Annotated in this window: 12 protein-coding genes and 3 pseudogenes; 1 reads left to right on the top strand and 14 read right to left on the bottom strand. The window is 58.8% G+C overall.

Going from position 1 to position 18,599, the window contains the following annotated elements:
* Positions 1-114 precede the first annotated feature (114 nt).
* The 5 genes and pseudogenes from SOPEG_RS19990 to aaeX form a co-directional block, all read right to left on the bottom strand.
* Positions 115-396, bottom strand: a complete 282-nt coding sequence (locus tag SOPEG_RS19990) for a barstar family protein (RefSeq protein ID WP_025246658.1) — start codon at positions 394-396, stop codon at positions 115-117.
* An 84-nt stretch (positions 397-480) separates the two neighbouring features.
* Positions 481-1,927, bottom strand: a pseudogene (locus tag SOPEG_RS19985) (NAD-dependent succinate-semialdehyde dehydrogenase).
* A 124-nt stretch (positions 1,928-2,051) separates the two neighbouring features.
* Positions 2,052-4,010 (bottom strand): p-hydroxybenzoic acid efflux pump subunit AaeB, encoded by a 1,959-nt coding sequence (gene aaeB / locus SOPEG_RS19980; RefSeq protein ID WP_025246657.1) that lies wholly within the window; start codon positions 4,008-4,010, stop codon positions 2,052-2,054.
* Positions 4,011-4,024: 14 nt separating this feature from the next.
* Positions 4,025-4,951 (bottom strand): p-hydroxybenzoic acid efflux pump subunit AaeA, encoded by a 927-nt coding sequence (gene aaeA, locus SOPEG_RS19975; RefSeq protein ID WP_025246656.1) that lies wholly within the window; start codon positions 4,949-4,951, stop codon positions 4,025-4,027.
* A gap of 7 nt (positions 4,952-4,958) precedes the next feature.
* Complete coding sequence (gene aaeX, locus SOPEG_RS19970; protein WP_025246655.1) at positions 4,959-5,162, bottom strand: p-hydroxybenzoic acid efflux pump operon protein AaeX; 204 nt, start codon at positions 5,160-5,162, stop codon at positions 4,959-4,961.
* A 331-nt stretch (positions 5,163-5,493) separates the two neighbouring features.
* Between aaeX and aaeR the strand changes: the two genes are divergently transcribed.
* Entirely contained in the window at positions 5,494-6,408 is a 915-nt protein-coding gene (gene aaeR, locus SOPEG_RS19965) for an HTH-type transcriptional activator AaeR (RefSeq protein ID WP_025246654.1), read from the top strand.
* Positions 6,409-6,567: 159 nt separating this feature from the next.
* Here aaeR and tldD read toward each other — a convergent pair.
* The 9 genes and pseudogenes from tldD to SOPEG_RS30060 all read right to left on the bottom strand — a co-directional run bounded on the left by tldD (position 6,568) and on the right by SOPEG_RS30060 (position 18,439).
* A pseudogene (gene tldD, locus SOPEG_RS19960) lies at positions 6,568-7,885 on the bottom strand (metalloprotease TldD).
* Between the two features lie 109 nt (positions 7,886-7,994).
* Complete coding sequence (locus SOPEG_RS19955; RefSeq protein ID WP_025246653.1) at positions 7,995-11,396, bottom strand: YhdP family protein; 3,402 nt, start codon at positions 11,394-11,396, stop codon at positions 7,995-7,997.
* Positions 11,397-11,481: 85 nt separating this feature from the next.
* Positions 11,482-12,951 carry a ribonuclease G gene (gene rng / locus SOPEG_RS19950; protein WP_025246652.1) on the bottom strand — a complete coding sequence of 490 codons (1,470 nt, stop codon included), beginning with the start codon at positions 12,949-12,951 and terminating at the stop codon, positions 11,482-11,484.
* Positions 12,952-12,964: 13 nt separating this feature from the next.
* Positions 12,965-13,526: pseudogene (locus SOPEG_RS19945) on the bottom strand (Maf family protein).
* Positions 13,527-13,544: 18 nt separating this feature from the next.
* Complete coding sequence (gene mreD, locus SOPEG_RS19940; protein WP_025246651.1) at positions 13,545-14,033, bottom strand: rod shape-determining protein MreD; 489 nt, start codon at positions 14,031-14,033, stop codon at positions 13,545-13,547.
* Complete coding sequence (mreC, locus tag SOPEG_RS19935) at positions 14,030-15,091, bottom strand: rod shape-determining protein MreC (protein WP_025246650.1); 1,062 nt, start codon at positions 15,089-15,091, stop codon at positions 14,030-14,032. The genes mreD and mreC overlap by 4 nt, the downstream gene beginning before the upstream one ends.
* Before the next feature lie 94 nt (positions 15,092-15,185).
* Positions 15,186-16,229 (bottom strand): rod shape-determining protein MreB, encoded by a 1,044-nt coding sequence (mreB, locus tag SOPEG_RS19930; protein WP_011410020.1) that lies wholly within the window; start codon positions 16,227-16,229, stop codon positions 15,186-15,188.
* A 427-nt stretch (positions 16,230-16,656) separates the two neighbouring features.
* Positions 16,657-17,400 carry an EAL domain-containing protein gene (locus tag SOPEG_RS30065; protein WP_081743076.1) on the bottom strand — a complete coding sequence of 248 codons (744 nt, stop codon included), beginning with the start codon at positions 17,398-17,400 and terminating at the stop codon, positions 16,657-16,659.
* Positions 17,372-18,439 (bottom strand): hypothetical protein, encoded by a 1,068-nt coding sequence (locus SOPEG_RS30060; protein ID WP_236851572.1) that lies wholly within the window; start codon positions 18,437-18,439, stop codon positions 17,372-17,374. Before SOPEG_RS30060 ends, SOPEG_RS30065 begins: the two co-directional genes overlap by 29 nt.
* Between the last annotated feature and the right edge of the window lie 160 nt (positions 18,440-18,599).

The following is an 18,599-nucleotide window of genomic DNA, read 5'->3' as shown; positions in this document are numbered from 1 at the left end:
ATCACATCCGCCACAGCTCGATCGGAGCGCTAACCCGCCCGGCCGCCGCCATCTGGGCCATCAGCGCCGCGAACGTCACTCTGGCGCCGTGCCCCCCATCGGCGCGCGATGCCGTCAAGCGCCGCTGCCGTCGGTAAGCACATTGAAATGCAGCTTGCCCTGAAGTTCCTCTTCCGCTTCGTCAAACAGCAGTATCAACGCGCCAAAACGTCGTCTTTTCGACGCGGTTAAATGCAAAAATTCAATTTCTACCGGCAGCGGTAAATGCAGCATGACCATGCGCCACAGGCCGTCGAGGTTGGCGTCGTAAGGTTCGCTAATGGCAAATTGGCGATCAAAAGCGCGATAAAAAGCCGGCATGTCGGCTATATGATTGAAATCTAAGGATACTTTCATAAGGCGCTCTCCTCTAAGCCGGTTAAATTCCCCCCGTCAGGACGCCTAGGCGCCGCCCGCCAGCATGGACGGCCACCGGCGCCCTCAAAGTCCGCCGATATGCAGCGTTTTTACTTCCAGATAATCCTCCATGCCTAGCACCGATCCCTCGCGTCCCAGCCCAGACTCTTTTACGCCGTCAAACGGCCCCAGCTCGGTGGACACCGCACATTCGTTGATGCCGATCATTCCACTCTCAAGCGACGCCGCGACGCGAAACACCCGCGCCAGATCCCAGGTATAAAAGTACGCGGCCAGACCATAAGGGGTATCGTTGGCGCGCCGAATAGCCTCTTCCTCGTCGGCAAAGCGGAAACAGGCGGCAACCGGACCAAAAGTTTCCTCGCGCGCCAGCTGCATATCATCAGTGACATCGGCCAGCACCGTGGGCTGGAAGAAATTGCCGCCCAGCAGGTGCCGCTTACCGCCCGTGACCACGCGCGCGCCCTTTTTCAGCGCATCATTAACATGCTCCTCGGCCTTTTCCACGCCGGCGCGGTTAATCAGCGGCCCGACCACCACGCCTTCATCGGCGCCGTTACCTACTTTCAATTTCTCCACTTCCTGCGCCAGTTGCGCGACGAACCGATCGTACACGCCGTCCTGGATAAAGAAGCGGTTAACGCTGACGCACACCTGGCCCGCATTACGGAATTTATTGGCCATGGCGCCCGCCACTGCGGCCGGGATATCGGCGTCGTCAAACACAACATACGGGGCATTGCCACCCAGCTCCATGGAGATTTTTTTCATCGTACCGGCCGCGTTGCGCATCAAGGTTTTGCCTACCTCGGTCGAGCCGGTGAACGTCACTTTGCGCACCGTGCCGCTGGCCATGATGGCATCGCTGATAGCCTGGGTATCGCCGGCGACGCCCGTCCGGCACCCCGGCCTGCTGTGCCAGCGCCAACAGCGCGAACGCCGACAGCGGGGTAGCGTTAGCCGGCTTGATAAGCGCCGTACAGCCCGCCGCCAGCGCCTGCCCCAATTTGCGGGTGAGCATCGCCATCGGAAAGTTCCACGGCGTGATGGCCGCCACCACCCCCACCGGCTCTCGGGTGGCGAAAATGCGCGAGTGGGCCTTGGCGGGCGGTATGATCTCACCGTTGACCCGCTTGGCCTGCTCGGCGAACCACTGAATAAAACTGGCGGCATAGGCTACTTCGCCGGCAGCTTCCTTGACCGGTTTCCCCTGCTCGGCGCTCATCAGTTTCGCCAGATAGGCCTGATTTTCCATAATGAGCTGATACCAGCGGTAGAGCACTTCCGAACGTTCTTTAGCTGTTTTAGCGCGCCAGGCCGGAAAAGCCTTCGCCGCCGCGGCGATAGCCGCATCGGTTTCCGTTTTACCCGCTTTGGCGACCCGGGCTAGCACCTCGCCGGTGGCCGGATTCTCCACATCGAACGTGGTATCGGAGGTGTGCCATTAACCATCGATAAAATAGCCGGTGTTGAACAAGGTATGGGCCTTGAGCGTTGTGTCGTCTGTCATGGTGTCCTCGCAATCAAAGAGGTCCCCGCCGTGGGGGAAAAACGCTGTTAGCTATCAGTATAGTTGCCGACGGCGGGTTCGCGCGGACGCGGCGCAAGGAAATACGTTACGGGAAGCGCCGGCGCTAGCCGCTCAGGGCGTGGCGGTAGCGTTGGAGGATGTCGGTCAGGCGCGCTACCGATTCGATGATCTCCGGCGCGACTTGATAGGCCTCAAACTTATGCCGATAAATGCCCATCTCTGTGAGTAATTGATCAAACTTACGGCTGCGGCGCGGATCAGAGCGCGACACGAGCACCTGATCCTCGGTGGCGCGGATCTGGCGGTGCCAGGCCGAGAGATCTTCATTCACCGGGATATCCGCGCTGCGCAGCCGCTGATGCGCCACGATCAGCAGCAGCGCCAGGCGATATTTGGCCACATCGCCCGGAAAGATGGCCATCAGTTGAAAAAGCTGCTGATACAACAGCGGCAAATGGTTAACCCGCCGGCGGGTCTTATTGGTGGACATCGCCGACACCGCGCCGTAAACGAAGCGATTGAGCAGAATACGTCCCGCGCGCTGCTTCGAGGTATCGCGGATCAGTAAAATTACCAGCATCGCCAAAATACAACCGATAAGCTGGCCAATCGCGCTGTCGAGGAAGGTACTGACATTGAACGACATTGAGTTGGATAGCACCAGGACATTGATGGTGCCCGCCAGGGTACCGAGCGTCCCCAAACGCCGTTTTTGTACTTCAATACCGATGATAAACGCCAGAATACCCAGGGCAAGGCACAGCAGCAGCAGGCTCTGCTGGGTGGACGGCATGATAAGCATGTAATACAGCGCACCGATAGGCAGCGCCGCCGACATGCCGATAACGAAGTCTTTCGCCACCATTAGCGGATTAGGCAGCCGCATCGCCAGCGACGTCACCACCGCCACCATCACCATACAGGCGCTGCCGACGCTCCAGCCGGTCCACAGCCAGAACAAACAGCCGAGCGCGGTGGCGATACCGGTGCGCAAACCGTTGATCATCGAGTGGCGCCCTTCGGCGGACGGCGCGGTGACCTCCTGCTGGGTGGTAAGCACCGACGCCTCGACGCCGCTTATCCGGCTGTTGCTTTTCACCCCTTTCATCAGCAGCAGATAGCGCGTCGCGCTGCCCACCCAGGTATACAGGGTCAGCGGCGTATCTCGGCTTGGCGTGGTGGCGATCACCTGGCGCATCAGCTTCATCCGGCGATGAATCGCGCTCACCGTGTCGGCCGGCTCGCTCAGCAGCAGTAGCAAATGGGATTTAAGGTAATCAGGGTGATTTTGTAAGATCAAAAAGGTTTCACACGCCTGGGTAATCAGCGTGAGCGACAGGGTATTTATCGCCACCAGCCGCTGATTGCTGCGCTGCCAGTGGGCCGACTCCATCATGAGATTGCTGCGCATTCCCGACAGCGCGTTGGTGGCTTTCACCAGCTCGCTCCAGGCGCTATCCACCCCTTCTTTCGGCGCATTATTCACGCACAGTTGCAGTAGCCGATAGTGATCGATCAAAAGCTTATCCAGCGCGCGATCGATATCGCGCTTGATAGAGCGCGGCGAAAAAAGGATATCGGCCAGGATGGCGCAAACAATGCCGAGGACAATTTCGCTCACCCGCTCAACGGCATACTGCGGGGTCATTTGCGGGAAGCTCTGGATACCGACGATGATAATGAGCGCGGTGTACCCCGCCAGACCGAAGGCGTAAGAGTTTTCCACCTTTACCAGCGAGGAAATCCACATGCACAGGCCGGCCCAGAGGCAGCTCAACATCAGCATCACCACCGGCGCGCGGATCGTCAGGATAATGATAACCAGCGCGCCCAAACAGCCGATAAAGGTACCGATGATCCTCAGCATGCCGCGGTGACGGATCGCGCCCGTGAACGGCTCGCCGCCGGCGGCAAACGCCGGGGCGACGACGACGATGGCGGCGGTCAATACCGACCAGCGCGGCGTTTGCAGCTGAAAATGAAAGCCGAGGACTAACGCCAGCAAAATCGCAAACGTCAGCTTAAAGGCGAAGCGCCAGCGGAAAAACAGAGGTTGCAGCATCAACGGGCCACCGGTTAACCGAACTCACTCAGGCGATGGATAAGTTGCATCAGGGGTGAGACCCGCCCGGGGTGGCCGTCGCGCCGGCCGGTAATCACCACCGTGGCCGTGGTCCCTGCCGGATAGAGATCCCCTTGCTGCTTATCAAGCACGATTTTTACCGGAACACGCTGCGCCAAGCGGACCCATTCCAGATTGGAGTCGACGCTGGCAAGCCCTTTACTGTCCACCGCGCTGCTGCTGTTATTCACACCGGCGGCGATACTGTCGACGGTGCCGGTGAGAATTCGGTTACTGCCAAGGGGAGTGATCTCCACCCGATACCCCGGCCGCACCCCTTCCAGCTTGGTTTCTTCCAGATACGCCAGCAGATAGAAGGTATCTTTCTTCACCAGGGCCACCGCAACCGAGCCGCGGGTGATGAACTCACCGGCGTGAACGTTCAAATTGGTCACCCAACTGTCCGCCGGCGCCCGTACTTCGGTGCGCGCCAAGTCCAATTTGGCCAAATTCCTCACCGCGATGGCTTTGGCCAACTGATGGCTGGCGGTCGAAAAATCGTTACTGGCCTGATCGATCTGTTCTTGGGACATGGCGTTGGTCCCCAGACTACGCCGACGCGACGCCTCGCGCTGTTTCTCCGCCGCCAGCGCCTGGTAATAGCTTACGTCCGCCTCCGCCAGCGCTTCTTGAAAACGCGGTTTGTCGATGATGAGTAACAGATCGCCTTTCTTTACCTGCTGATTATCGCGAATAGGCACATCGGTGAGCAAGCCCCCGACGTCCGGCGCAATGGCCACCACATCGGCGGTGAACTTGGCGTCGCGGGTCCAGGGCGACTCGGTATAAAACGACCTGGCGCGGAAAATAGCGATGGCGGCTATCAGCACCAGCAGCAGGGTGATAGCGACGCGGACGATTTTAGTGGCAAAGGTTTTCACGACGACCTCAAACGAACAAACAAGAAATCAGGTAAAAAACGCAACAATATAGTGCGGTATTGAATAAGGCCGAATGCCAGACAAAATCATAGATTCCGCTGGGCAGCAATAGCCTGCGCAGCGCGAAAAACAGCGCCAGCGAGAGGATCAGCTCGAAAAATACAGGTGGAAAGGACAGGCCAAAGATCACCATGACCGAAAGCAAACTCATACTTTTTCCTTTAACTGTAACCGATGTCGATTCCTGTGCCGCCTTTCGCCACTTTGACAGGGATGTCGCGACAAAAGGCCGTCCCCCCGGTCGCGCTCAGGATGAGTATAGAACCCCGCGGGGGGAATGATCACGTTTTCCGGGAAAGGGGGCGTTAGCCGATTGTGTACAGCCCGTTCAAATTGTTACTATTTATAAAATAGCTAATAAAATGGTAAACTATTTCAGGTTAGCGAACGCGATAAGGCGAATCGACATTGCTATATTACCCTGTATAATCCGTCGGTTTCAACATAACGTGATCTAAATCACTTTTAAGCCTGGGTGAATAATGGAAAGACTAAAACGCATGTTGATATTCGCCTGGGTGGTGGAGGCCAACTCGTTTACCAGCGCCGCGCGCCGGCTGCAAATGTGCGTCTCTTCCGTCAGTCAGACCGTGGCGAAATTGGAAAATGACTTGCAGGTAAAGCTACTTAACCGCAGCACCCGCAGTATCGACCTGACCGAAGCCGGCAAAATTTACTACCAGGGCTGCCGGCGTATGCTGCAGGAATTCAATGAGGTGCATGAGCAATTATTCGCTTTTAATAATACACCCATCGGCACCCTGCGCATCGGCAGCTCCTCGACGCTGGCGCAAAATGTTCTGGCGCCGATTACCGCCGAGATGCTAAAGGAGTATCCCGGCCTGTCGGTCAACCTGGTGACCGGTATTCCGGCGCCGGATCTTATCGCCGACGGGCTAGATCTGGTGGTGCGGGTGGGCGCGCTACAGGATTCCGGTCTGTTTTCGCGCCGGCTGGGTTCGATGCCGATGGTGGTGTGCGCCGCTAAAAGCTATCTGGCGCAGCGGGGTACGCTGGAAAAACCCGGCGACATGGCCAATTTCTCTTGGCTGGAATATGACGTGCGCCCGGACAGCGAGTTTGAACTCATTGCGCCGGAAGGCATTACGCTGCATTTGTCGCCGGCCGGTCGCTTTACCACCAACGATTCGCAAACGCTGATCCGCTGGCTGACCGCCGGCGCTGGCATCGCTTATGTGCCGATTATGTGGGTCCTGGATGAGATCAAACGCGGCAATGTGGAAATTTTATGCCGCTATCACTCCGATCCGCGGCCGGTGTATACGGCGCGTGATAAGTTGCCGCTGAAGATACAGGTCTGCATTAACCACCTCACCGACTACTTTAGTAAGGTGGCGGATATGTATCAGACTTTTCGTCAGGACAGCGTCGGTTAAGCCGGGGTGGGCTATTGTCCGCCGTGTGAACGGCGGCGCCGGCGCAATGATGCTTAAGGCGATATGCCTGAGGCTATCGTGGGCCCACCGCGTTCGGGCAGTGAGGCCCAAGACGCCCAGGAGGTAGCGGCGCCATCCCGCGCCGACGTCAGCCGCGGCTTAGGCGGTACCGCCCACGGTGATTTTGTCCAACTTCAGCGTCGGCTGGCCCACGCCCACCGGTAAGCTTTGGCCTTCTTTGCCGCAAACGCCAACCCCTTTATCCAACGCCAATTCATTGCCGACCATCGAGATTTGCTGCATTGCCTCGATACCGGAGCCGATGAGCGTTGCGCCTTTCACCGGCGTGGTCACGCGACCGTTTTCAATCAAATAGACTTCCGAGGTGAAGAAAACGAACTTGCCGGAGGTGATATCCACCTGCCCGCCGCCAAAGTTGGGCGCGTAAATGCCGCGCTCCACGCTGGCGATAATCTCTTCCGGCGTCGATTGACCCGCTAGCATGTAGGTATTGGTCATCCGCGGCATCGGCAAATGCGCATAGGACTCGCGTCGGCCGTTGCCGGTGGGCGCCACCCCCATCAGCCGGGCGTTAAGTTTGTCCTGCATGTACCCTTTCAGCCGGCCGTTTTCTATCAGCACATTGTATTGCCCCGGCACGCCTTCATCATCAATGGCCAGCGATCCGCGCAGACCGGCGAGCGTACCATCGTCGACCACCGTGCATAGCTCGGACGCCACCCGCTTGCCCATCTGCCCGCTGAACACCGAGCTGCCGCGGCGATTAAAATCCCCCTCCAGGCCGTGTCCCACCGCTCCGTGCAGCAGCACGCCCGGCCAACCCGCGCCGAGCACTACCGGCATGGCGCCGGCAGGGGCCGCGCTCGCGTTTACCGTCCTGCTCGACCTGCACGCTGATGGACAGACGCACCAGCGGGCGCACATCCGCCGCCAGCGTACCGTCGGTAGCGGCGACCAGAATCTGCTCATACACCCCCGACAGGCTGGCCGTAACTTCCTGGACGCGCGCATCGGCGGCGCGCGCCGCTTTATCCACCCGGTGCAGCAGCGCGATTTTCTCCTCGCGCGGCAGACTGGCGAGCGGATCCAACGGCGGATAGAGGGGACGGTAAGCCACCGCACCCAGGGTATGTATCCGGCCGTTGCCCGCTTCACTGACGATGCTGCGCGCAGCCATCACGCTTTGGTTCAACGCCGCCAGCGTGATTTGGTCGGCATAGGCGAAACCGGTTTTTTCGCCGCTTATCGCGCGCACGCCGACGCCCTGGTCGATATTATACGACCCTTCCTTGATGATGCCGTCTTCAATGACCCATGCTTCATGATAGCTTGATTGGAAATAGAGATCGGTATAGTCCAGACGTCGTGCACTCATCTGTTCCAATAAAGAGAACAGATGGTCATGCTGCAGTTGATTAGCCGAAAGTAAATGCTCACTGACTAACGTCAGACTCATAGGTGCTCGCTCTTAAAAAAATGGATTTGACCCGCCACGGCGCGAATACAGGCATGCGTCATCTTTATATGACTGCGGCAATTCACCGTCGGCGTCAAATAACAGCCCGTTATTTCGACTTGGCCTCCTGACCGCGCGGCTGGCGCAGAACTTCCTGTATTTCCGGCGCGTCCAAGCTGCCGCTTATATGGTAGCGAATCAGCGATAACTTATTCCACAGCGGCGCCAATACCTTGCTGGCGGCAAAAACCGCGGCGCCCACCACCGGGTTGATCACAAATGCCGTCGCCACCCCGACCGTGGCCGAAATTTCCGGCGCGATCACCGCTTCCATATCAATATGCTGGCGGTTGAAATCCACATCGCCGGTCATGGCGATATCCGCTTCCAGGCCATCAATCAACAGATCGTTGGTATGCAAGGTGCCGTCTTTCAACCAGGCAGTGCCTTTGATCGAATCAAAATAAAACCCCTTGCCGAAAGCGTCGCTGAAATCAAACTGCAATTTGCGCAACAGCGCATCAAAGCTGACCAGCCGCAGGATGCGTCCTGCGCTGCCGCTGCTGATATTTTCGATTTTACCCTTGCCCAATTGGCTATGCAGCACGCCGGTCAGACTCGCGATATCGGGCTGCCAGGGCGCTGCGCGCCAGTGCAAATCGTAATTCAGGTGAAAGGGCGCTTCGCGCCGCGGCGTATCCATGCCGATATAATCCGCCGCGGCGCCGATATCTTTCCCTTCCAGCGTCCCTTTCAGCGACGTCCGGTTCTCGCGGCGGCTGCTGAGCCAGCTGCCCTCGGCGGTCAGCCGGGCGTTGCCGGTATCGATCACGCCGCCGGTCAGTATCAGTTGATCCTGCTGCGGCTTGATATTGCCGCTGACGCGCCCCAGATTTTGGCCTTTAATCCAGCACTGGCGGCAGGCGACAGCCAGCGCAGGCCAGTCAGCGAAGCTAGCGCTGTCGTTGAGGCGCGCCGCCGTGCGGGACGAAGCGGCATCGGCGCTGGCGTCGGCGAAAGCCGGGTTGTAGTAGAGATAGTCCAGATCGGCGCGCCAGGGCGCGTTCGCGGTCATGGGCAGCGCGCCATTAATTTCCTTTCCTTGCGCCGTCACCCTGCTCCCACCGGCCACATTATTGCGGGTCAACGCCAGTTGATGCCACGCCTGCCCGCCCAGCGTCAGGCTTTTATCCGCCGGCAGCGGCGGTATCTTGCCGCCCTCCGCCCAGGCGCCACGCGCCAAGGCGAGTTGGCGCCCGAACAACCATTGGCTATTGAAACTATTGCGGCTACCGGCATGGCCGCTTAACAGGAAGGCGTGCATGTCCCCCTTGGCGTTTACCGCGAGCGAGAAAGGCTGCCCGCCCGATTTATCCAGCGGCGGGGGCAAGTGACTGCTTACATTCTTCAGATCGCTTTTCACCGCGACCTCATAACGCGTTTCTCCCTTCAGCGGCAAAGCAACGGCGATGTCGCTCTGCCAGGCCGCGCGGCCGTTGACCGACTCCATCAACGCGGCCGGCAGCCCGGGCAATTGATTGAGCGCCCAGTCCCCTTTCAGGCCCACGTTAATATCAAAGCCGGTGGGGTTTTCGCGGGTAGTGAAATTCACCGCTATCGGCTGGCCAAACCATTGCCCGTCAAGAGGGGCGCTATCCAAATTGCCGTTATTGTAATGGAAATTGCCGCTTAGCCCCTGCAGGGTCGTACTCAACGGTTTGATATACAGTGAGTTATCTTTCAGCGCCACAGTGCCGGAGGTGGTCACCGGCTGACCGTCAAGAGGGATATCCAAATGCAGGTCGCCATTCACCGGCCCGCCGACCTCCAGTTCATCGAGCGTTTTGTCAAGCGACGCCTTGAGCGGCGTCTGGAGAAAATAGTCGCGGATGGCGCTGCCGGCGCCGCTGATGCCTGCATCAATTAACAATTTTTCTTTGGAATAGTCAGGAATACTGGCGGCGATATTGTGACCGCGAGCCTCGCCGAGCGCGGTTTGCGACGCATGCATAAACAGGCCGTCGTTGACGAAATCCAGGTCGATATCCAACTGCGTCAGCGCCGGCCAGCCGGGTTCAAACTGATATTCCGCCTGCTTGAGCGGCACCCACACCTCAAACTGGCCGTCGTTATGCTTAAACGGGAATCGACTGGGGTTGCCGGCAAACAGCAAAGTGGCATTTTCTACCTGGCCGCCTTTAAGCGCGCCCGTCAGATAGTCCACCAGGCGGGTCCCCATCAGCGGCTCTGGGAAATAACGCCAGGCGTCGGCGGCATTATCCAGGCGCAGACCGGCGAGAATGTCCAGCCAGGGCTCGCCTTTCACCGGTTTATGGAAATAGAAATCGCCGTTGGCCCAAAGCGATCGCGCCTGGGCATCGATATTGCGTCCCCATAATACCAGCCCGTCCTGCGGGTTGTGGCGCCAGTCAAAGGTTGCGCGAGCGCGGGATAGGGCCAGCGGCGCGCGGAACATGCTCTGATAGGGCAGCGTGCTGTCGTCCAGTGCGAGCTGCAGCCGCCCCGCGGCCAGCGAGCCTTCTGCCTCACCAGAAACATGGTTCGCCCCTGGCAGCAACTCCCAGGGCTGCCAACCGAGATCGCGCCAGCGCGCCTGAAAACGCGTAGCGCCGGCGTCGCTGAGCGGAATGTCCAGCGCCAGTTGATTGACGTCAAGCCGGTGCGTCTGGTCGCCGTCCTGCCATAGCGCCGCACCCCGGCTCAGCAGCGCGTCCGCCCCAGCAATTTCGCCGTTTTCGAGGGTAAGCCAGGCCGCCAGACTGAAATCGGCGCTTTGCAGGCCGGTATGACTTTGCAGCAGTTGGCTAAACCACGGCTTGAGATCGACATCCTGAGCCTTGAGATACACTTTGCCGTTATCCAGCAACCCCTGCTGATCGTGCAGATCCATTCGTACATCGATCGCGCCCTGCTGCACATCGGTATTCGATAGGCTTATCTTGCCTTCCGCGCGGTGACGGTTGGAGGTATTAAGCCAGGTGAGCTGCGGCACGGAGAGCCGGGTCCGTTCGCCCGAAGGGGTTAAAAAGGTGATCTGGCTGCCGCGCAGGATGAAATGATCGAACTGGCGCAAAAAAAGATTGGAAAGACGATCGGAGCTGATGGGGCTACCTTGGTGATCCCGGCCCATCAGCGTGGTATTCAGATCCAGTTGCAGGCGATAAAAGGTCACGTCGCGGAACTGCCAACGCCAGTGCAGCAAGGATTGCCACACGTCCAGCGCCAGCGCGGCGCGCTGCACGTGCAGACGCTCATCGGCGGTAGTGGCGTCAATCCCCCCGATATCCAGCGTCGGCCCGAAGGATTGCCAGCTGCCGTGCAACTGCCGCAGCTGGATGTCGGCATCGAAAGCGCGATTCAATACGGAGACTATCTGCGGGCGAAAGCTGTTCAAGTGCGGCAAAGCCAGACGCAACCCGCTGACCGTCAACGCCACCAGGACGATCAGGGTGGCGCCAATCGCCATCAGTATCCCCGGTAGTCGCTTCACGCCTGTCTCCTTGCTTGCTGTTGCGCGGCCGTCGCGTCCGACGTGACGGCTTTTACTGGTTACAGATCTGCCTGGCAGCAACGGCTTATATCATCACCACATCGAACTGCTCCTGGCTGTAAAGCGGCTCAATCTGGACTTTCACCTGCTTGCCGACGAAAATTTCCACCTCGGACAGCGCGTGGGATTCATCGCTTTTCAGCGCCTCACCCACCGCGGCCGACGCATAGACCAGAAAACGATCGGAGTCGTAAGCATGGTGCACGCGCACGATTTCGCGCATGATTTCATAGCAAACCGTTTCAATGGTTTTCACCGTCCCGCGGCCGTGACAGGTAGGACACTCGCTACACAGCACATGTTCAATACTTTCACGCGTGCGTTTGCGCGTCATCTCCACCAGTCCCAATTGTGAAAACCCATTGATACCGGTCTTTACCCGATCTTTACTCAGCGCCTGCTCAAGGGAATGCAGCACCCGCCGACGGTGCTCCTCATTGCCCATATCGATAAAATCAATAATGATAATGCCGCCGAGATTACGCAGCCGCAGCTGGCGCGCAATGGCCTGCGTGGCTTCAATATTGGTGTTGAAGATCGTTTCGTCGAGATTGCGGTGGCCGACAAAGGCGCCTGTATTGATATCAATAGTGGTCATCGCTTCGGTTTGATCAATGATCAGATAGCCGCCGGATTTAAGCTCGACCTTACGCTCAAGGGACCACTGAATTTCATTTTCCACATCATAGAGATCAAAGATCGGTTGCTTGCCGCTGTAATACTCCAACTTGGCGGTCATTTCCGGAATATATTCGGCGGTAAACTCCAGCAGCAATTCGTGCGTCAGCCGTGAGTCGACCCGGATACGGTCCAGCGCCGCCCCGGCGAAGTCACGCAATATGCGCTGGGCGAGGGCCAACTCGCCATACAGCATATAGCGGGTCTGATTGCGGCGCTTGCGCTCCATGACTTTTGTCCACAGCCGTTTGAGAAAGGCGGCGTCCTGAGACAGCTCTTCATTGCCGATGCCTTCGGCCGCGGTACGGATGATAAAACCGCCCTGCTCGTCGCAATAGTGCGCCACGATCTGTTTTAATCGCTCACGCTCCGCCTCGCTGTCGATACGCTGCGACACGCCGACGTGGGCGGCCCCCGGCATAAAGACCAAATAGCGCGACGGCAGCGTAATATCGGTGGTCAGCCGCGCCCCTTTTGTCCCGAGGGGGTCTTTCACCACCTGCACCATAATATCCTGCCCTTGGCGCACCAGCTCGGCGATATCGCGCACCTGAAAATTCTTTTGTTCTTCGCCGGCCACGCATTCGGTATGAGGCATAATATCCGAGGCGTGCAAGAAGGCGGCTTTATCCAGCCCGATATCGACAAACGCCGCCTGCATACCCGGCAGCACGCGGCTAACCCGTCCTTTATAGATATTACCGACAATGCCGCGCCGCGCTTCCCGCTCGATATGGATCTCCTGCAGGATGCCGCCGTCGATATAGGCAACCCGTGTTTCGGAGGGCGTGATATTGACCAGTAATTCAGCTGTCATAGATTCCTCTTGCTCAAGCCTGAGCGTTGAATTCACCGAGCAGTTCCCAGGTTTCCACCAGCGGCAGGCCCACCACGGCAGGGTAGCTGCCGTGAATCGAGCGCACGAAGGCGCCGCCTTTTCCCTGAATACCATAGGCGCCGGCCTTGTCCATCGGTTCCCCGCAAGCGATATAACGCGCGATCTCGTCAGAGGTCAGCACGCGAAAGGTCACCTCGGTCACCACCAGACGGCTCGCAACCCGCGCGGCGTCGGCCAGCGCGACCGCGGCCATCACCTGATGACTCTGGCCGGAGAGCTGCGTCAGCATTTGCCGGGCGTGTTGCACATCGCTCGGCTTCTCCAGCACCTGCCGGTTAAGGACCACAATCGTATCAGCGCCCAGCACCGGCCGCGGTTCCGGCCAGGCCTGCGCAGGCCTTATCGCGCGCCAGCCGCTGCACGTAGTCTACCGCGCTTTCGCCCGCGCGGCGGCGCTCCTCCACCGGGGCGCTAATCACCGCAAAAGGAACATCCAGCTGCGCCAGTAATTCCCTGCGCCGGGGCGAGCCGGACGCCAGATAAATCGCCTTCATCGCGGTTTCCTTTTCTCGCTACTGCACGGCAAATTGACGGCGTATTTTGCGCATCAGCAGAAATAACCAGGGCCACAATACGCCATCCACCACGCTGCTCCAGAATATTTCCGGGCGGAATGAAATATTGATCACCAAAAACTCCGCCCAGAATACGATCACCTGAGTTGTTAATGACAGCAGTATCACAATCAGCGCCTGTTGCCAAAGGGCCATGTTGCGAAATAACTGAAATTTGAACACCACCAGATACGCGAGAATACTCAGCGCCAGGGCACGCACACCCAGGGTTGAGCTGAGAATCAGATCCATAATCAGCCCGAGGATAAAACCGGTGCCCACATTGACCCGGTGCGGCAGCGCCATCACCCAGTAAATGAGCAGCAAATTAAGCCAGGAGGGACGAAAAAGGTACAGCTGCGGCGGCCACGGCATGATTTGTAGAACAATCGCGATGAGGAAGGAGAGCCAAATAATCCACCCACCGTGGCGGTGATAGCGGTTCATTGTCCCTCTCCCACGCCGCCAAATAGGGGCCGCCGCGGCGTTTTGGCGTTTTGGGGATCGCCAGAGGCGTCCTGGCTGGCGCCGTTGCTTCCGGCGCTCGCCGCGCGGCTGGTGCTGCTGGTCGGCGGCGGCGGTCCCATAGCGTCAGGCGGCGGCAGCACCTGCGGCATCATTTGCATCAAGCGTTCATTAGCCACCCTATGCACCTCGTCAGGCGGCAGCGGCACCTCGCCGCGCGGATCGGCGCCCCACAGCAGCAGCAAATAGCGCTGGCGCTGTAGGCCGGCCGTGGGGCGTGCCTGGATGACGGTATAGGCGCGCTGCGTATCGACTTTCACCGAGGAGACAACCGCCACCGGATACCCTTCCGGGAAGCGCCCCCCCAAACCGGAAGTCACCAGCACGTCGCCGACGCGAATGTCGGTATTGCCCGGCAAATGCTCCAGCTGTAAATCCTCGGTACAACCATTACCGGCGACGATCACACGAATATCGTTGCGAAGCACCTGTATCGGCAGCGCGTGGGACGCATCGCAAATCAGCAGCACCCGGCTGGTGAGCTTGCTGGTGGCGATCACCTGGCCTACCACCCCTTTGTCGCTGATGACCGACTGGCCGACATAAACGCCATTATCCAGCCCTTTGTCGATCACCACCTGATCGCTATAGGGATCGGTACTGGTAGAGATCACCTGGGTGACCATTTTCTGTTCATCCTGGCGCAGCGGCGACCCCAGCAGCTCGCGCAGCCGGGCGTTTTCCTGCTTGTACTGGCCCAACAGCAGCTGCTCGCTGTTCTTCAACAGCAACTCCTGGCGCAGTGCCCGGTTTTCCAACGCCAGCTGGGCGCGGGTCGCCAGCGTCTGCGACACATTATCCAGCATCTGGCGCGGGCCATTGGCCAGAAAATAGAAGGGACTGACGGCCGTATCCATATAGGTCCGGATTTTAACGAACGTCCCCAGCCGGCTGTCGGCGATAATGGCGGCGATAGCCACCATGACCGCCAGAAAAAGTCGCAGTTGCAGAGAAGGGCCTCTGCTGAAAATCGGCTTCATAAACTATGCATTTTCCTCAACAAAAAAGGGAGGCGCCGCCCGGGACAGCCCATTGCAGCATTTACCCGGACGGTTCCCCCCTTTTCGAGGCAGGTTATTCTTCGCTGAACAAATCACCGCCGTGCATATCGATCATCTCCAGCGCCTTGCCGCCGCCGCGGGCGACGCAGGTAAGCGGATCTTCCGCCACCACCACCGGAATGCCGGTTTCCTCCATCAACAGGCGATCGAGATTACGCAGCAGCGCGCCGCCACCGGTAAGCACCATGCCGCGCTCGGAAATATCGGAAGCCAGCTCCGGCGGGCACTGTTCCAGCGCCACCATCACCGCGCTCACGATACCGGTTAACGGTTCCTGCAACGCTTCGAGGATCTCGTTCGAGTTCAGGGTGAAACCGCGCGGCACGCCCTCGGCCAGATTACGGCCGCGCACTTCAATCTCGCGCACCTCATCGTCCGGATAAGCGGAACCAATGCCGTGTTTGATCCGCTCGGCCGTGGCCTCGCCAATCAGCGAGCCGTAATTGCGGCGCACATAGTTAATAATAGCTTCATCGAAGCGATCGCCGCCAATGCGCACGGAAGAAGAGTACACCACGCCATTAAGCGAGATGACCGCGACCTCGGTGGTACCGCCGCCGATATCCACCACCATTGAGCCGGTAGCCTCGGAGACCGGAAGGCCGGCGCCGATCGCGGCGGCCATCGGTTCTTCGATCAGAAAGACTTCACGCGCGCCCGCGCCCTGGGCGGATTCACGAATCGCGCGACGTTCTACCTGGGTCGCCCCCACCGGCACGCACACCAGCACGCGCGGGCTGGGCCGCATGAAGCTGTTGCTGTGAACCTGTTTGATGAAGTGCTGCAGCATTTTCTCGGTAACGAAGAAGTCGGCAATGACGCCATCCTTCATCGGCCGGATGGCCGCGATATTGCCGGGCGTACGCCCCAGCATCTGCTTCGCTTCATGGCCGACGGCCGCAACGCTTTTCGGCGAACCGGCTCGGTCCTGACGAATGGCTACGACGGAAGGTTCGTTCAGGACAATGCCCTGTCCTTTCACATAAATGAGGGTATTGGCGGTACCCAGGTCGATGGACAAGTCATTGGAAAACATGCCACGAAATTTTTTAAACATAACTGAAGGATAATCCTGCAAGCTGGGGGCGAAAAATGAAATCCGCCTACTTTACCAACCACGAGAAGCAGTGACAAGGCGTAAAAACGCGCGACTTCTATGAAAAATACGTCCCCGTTAACATTCCCACTAACCGAAGAAAATTCCTCTGCGGATTTTAGTCAGGCGAAGTGCGAGATTATCACTTTTGCTAACGTCCAATATGACGAATATGAGGGTCAGAATCGTGTAAATTGACCTATTCGCGCATTGTGAGCGCCCACTAACGTGTGAGGCTGTTGAGGCGTATTGTACGTTAATTTTTCACGGACTTTTACACTAATCTCGGATCAAATCGTGAATATTTTTTTAGCAACTCCCCTAACGGCGCAATCGGTGCGAAAAAATCGCCTTCGCCGCCCGCTACGGCATGATCCAACAAGGTTTGTCACTCGCGTGCGCTGCGCACGCCGGTCGCAAAAACCCGCGTCCGGGTGCCGATGCAGGCTTCCGGCAAACTTTGCACGAACAGTTGATTCTCCTGTCGGCGGTCGATATCGCGCACCAGGCCGGGATGCAGTTTGATAACTGAAATCGGTACCATACTGATGTAGCCGGTACTGACCAGGGTCATCCCAGCCCGGTTAACCGTTAACAAGCAACCGAGTCCGGTCAACAGACGTAGCGCCGGACGTAGAGGTTCCAAATGTTGACAGAGATCCGCCTCAACAAGTTCAAACATAATTTGGCTTCGCACGGATTTACCGCACTGCATGAGGGTATCGCGCAACCAGTGACGAAAGTCGCGCTGCAAGAGTGAGTACACACTTACCGCTATCGACAGGACCACCCCCGGCAGTTGGGACAGCAGCGGGATCAACCGCAGCAGCTGCTGGCGTTCATAGCGCTGCGCCAGCCCCAATTGGCGCATCACCGGCAAGAATTCGGCCGCGGTCAAGGTATCAGCGCCATCCTGGATGCGGTTGATGACGACGTAATGGTCGAGCGCGCCATCGTGGCCGAAAGCGGGGCGGATCAGCAGTTGAGGACCGCCGCCGATCAGCGTGTTCTCAAGTAGCGTGCGCCATTTGACGTTGCCGCGCGCCTGCTGCGGCACGCGGTTATCATAGACCGACCAGCCGTTACCCCCCTGTAGCCCCGCCTCACGCGCGGCGTGCTCGGCGCTCTCCATCACTTCCAACGCCGTCTGGCCGGGACGGTAAGCGCTTACCCCAATGTGCAGCAGATCGTCGCTGCAGGCGGCCGGTATATCCGGCAGGGTAGCCAGCGCGCCCAACAGTTGGTGGGTGAGGGATTCCGCTTCTTTCAGCGAACAGTGCGGCAACAGTACCGCTAAATCGTCGCGAAAAATAGTGCGCCAGCAACGCGTCTGGATAACGTTTGACCGAGACCGACACCAAATTGATTAACGCGCCGTTAATCGCCGCGGAATGCGCCGGCCCCAGACGCTCCGCCAGCCGCTCGGGGTCCGGGCGCATAATCAGCAGCACCACGCCGTGGGCGACCACATCCTGGTTATCCTCCAGTTGCAGAGCCAGCTGGCTATCGAACGACAGCCGGTTGGTCAGCCCGGTGCGCGCGTCATGGGCGGCGAAAGCGCGTATCAGAATATCCACCCGGCTGCGCTGCTCACGCGCCTGCGCCAAATCACGCAACAGGCGATCGATGGCGCTGCCGGTCAGGCTAGGCATTTCATCCGGCTGCTCGCCCACATTCTCGCGCTCGCCGTAAATAATGCGCCTGGCCCGCGTTTCCAGCGATTCTTGTGGCTGTATTTGCCGGCGTAGCCAGCGCAGAGCGAGAAACAAAAACACGAGGATAAGCCCCAGCGCCACGCTAACCGGCGCGGTAGCCCGCAGGGAGTGAACATCGCTGGCCAGCGTGTCGGTGTAGAAGATGACCAACTGGTAGTCGGGATGGCGCGGCAGCGGCAATTCCCGCTGTCGCTGAGTGTCGGACAGCGGGTCGCCGTGTCCGCTGCCCGGCGGCCGCGCCAGGTGGTAAACGGTTTCCCCCCGACGCAACAGCTCCAGTCGGGTAATGCCGGCGCTATCCATCGCCAGCGGCAGCCAGGGCGCCACGGCAGGCAGCGGCTCCGTCAACATCAAGCGATCGAAGCTGTCGGCCATCGCCGTCAACTGCCTGTCCAGCCGTTGCTGGTGCAGCCTGAAATAACTCAATGCGCTGCCCGCCAGCATCAGCAGCGTCACTAGGGCACAAAGCATGGCCGTCATGGCCGAGAGTCGGACGTTGAGTCGCATCCCTGAACTCCATAACAAAAGGGGGTTACCGATATTCTTAAGCGGGCCGCTTTAAAAATAGCCGTTTCCGTCAGCGAATAAAAACGCAATTTATACATCATACTTAAAC

Source organism: Candidatus Sodalis pierantonius str. SOPE, assembly GCF_000517405.1.
Classification (GTDB): Bacteria; Pseudomonadota; Gammaproteobacteria; order Enterobacterales; family Enterobacteriaceae; genus Sodalis_C; species Sodalis_C pierantonii.
Note: the sequence above shows the minus strand (reverse complement) of the source record. Positions and strands in the feature narration are given on the sequence as shown.

What these genes read in the sequence shown, in the direction of transcription:
- SOPEG_RS19990 (WP_025246658.1), bottom strand. Translation starts at nt 396, where the DNA reads ATGAAAGTATCCTTAGATTTCAATCATATAGCCGACATGCCGGCTTTT.
- aaeB (WP_025246657.1), bottom strand. Translation starts at nt 4,010, where the DNA reads ATGCTGCAACCTCTGTTTTTCCGCTGGCGCTTCGCCTTTAAGCTGACG.
- aaeX (WP_025246655.1), bottom strand. Translation starts at nt 5,162, where the DNA reads ATGAGTTTGCTTTCGGTCATGGTGATCTTTGGCCTGTCCTTTCCACCT.
- aaeR (WP_025246654.1), top strand. Translation starts at nt 5,494, where the DNA reads ATGGAAAGACTAAAACGCATGTTGATATTCGCCTGGGTGGTGGAGGCC.
- rng (WP_025246652.1), bottom strand. Translation starts at nt 12,951, where the DNA reads ATGACAGCTGAATTACTGGTCAATATCACGCCCTCCGAAACACGGGTT.
- mreD (WP_025246651.1), bottom strand. Translation starts at nt 14,033, where the DNA reads ATGAACCGCTATCACCGCCACGGTGGGTGGATTATTTGGCTCTCCTTC.
- mreC (WP_025246650.1), bottom strand. Translation starts at nt 15,091, where the DNA reads ATGAAGCCGATTTTCAGCAGAGGCCCTTCTCTGCAACTGCGACTTTTT.
- mreB (WP_011410020.1), bottom strand. Translation starts at nt 16,229, where the DNA reads ATGTTTAAAAAATTTCGTGGCATGTTTTCCAATGACTTGTCCATCGAC.
- SOPEG_RS30065 (WP_081743076.1), bottom strand. Translation starts at nt 17,400, where the DNA reads ATGGAGAGCGCCGAGCACGCCGCGCGTGAGGCGGGGCTACAGGGGGGT.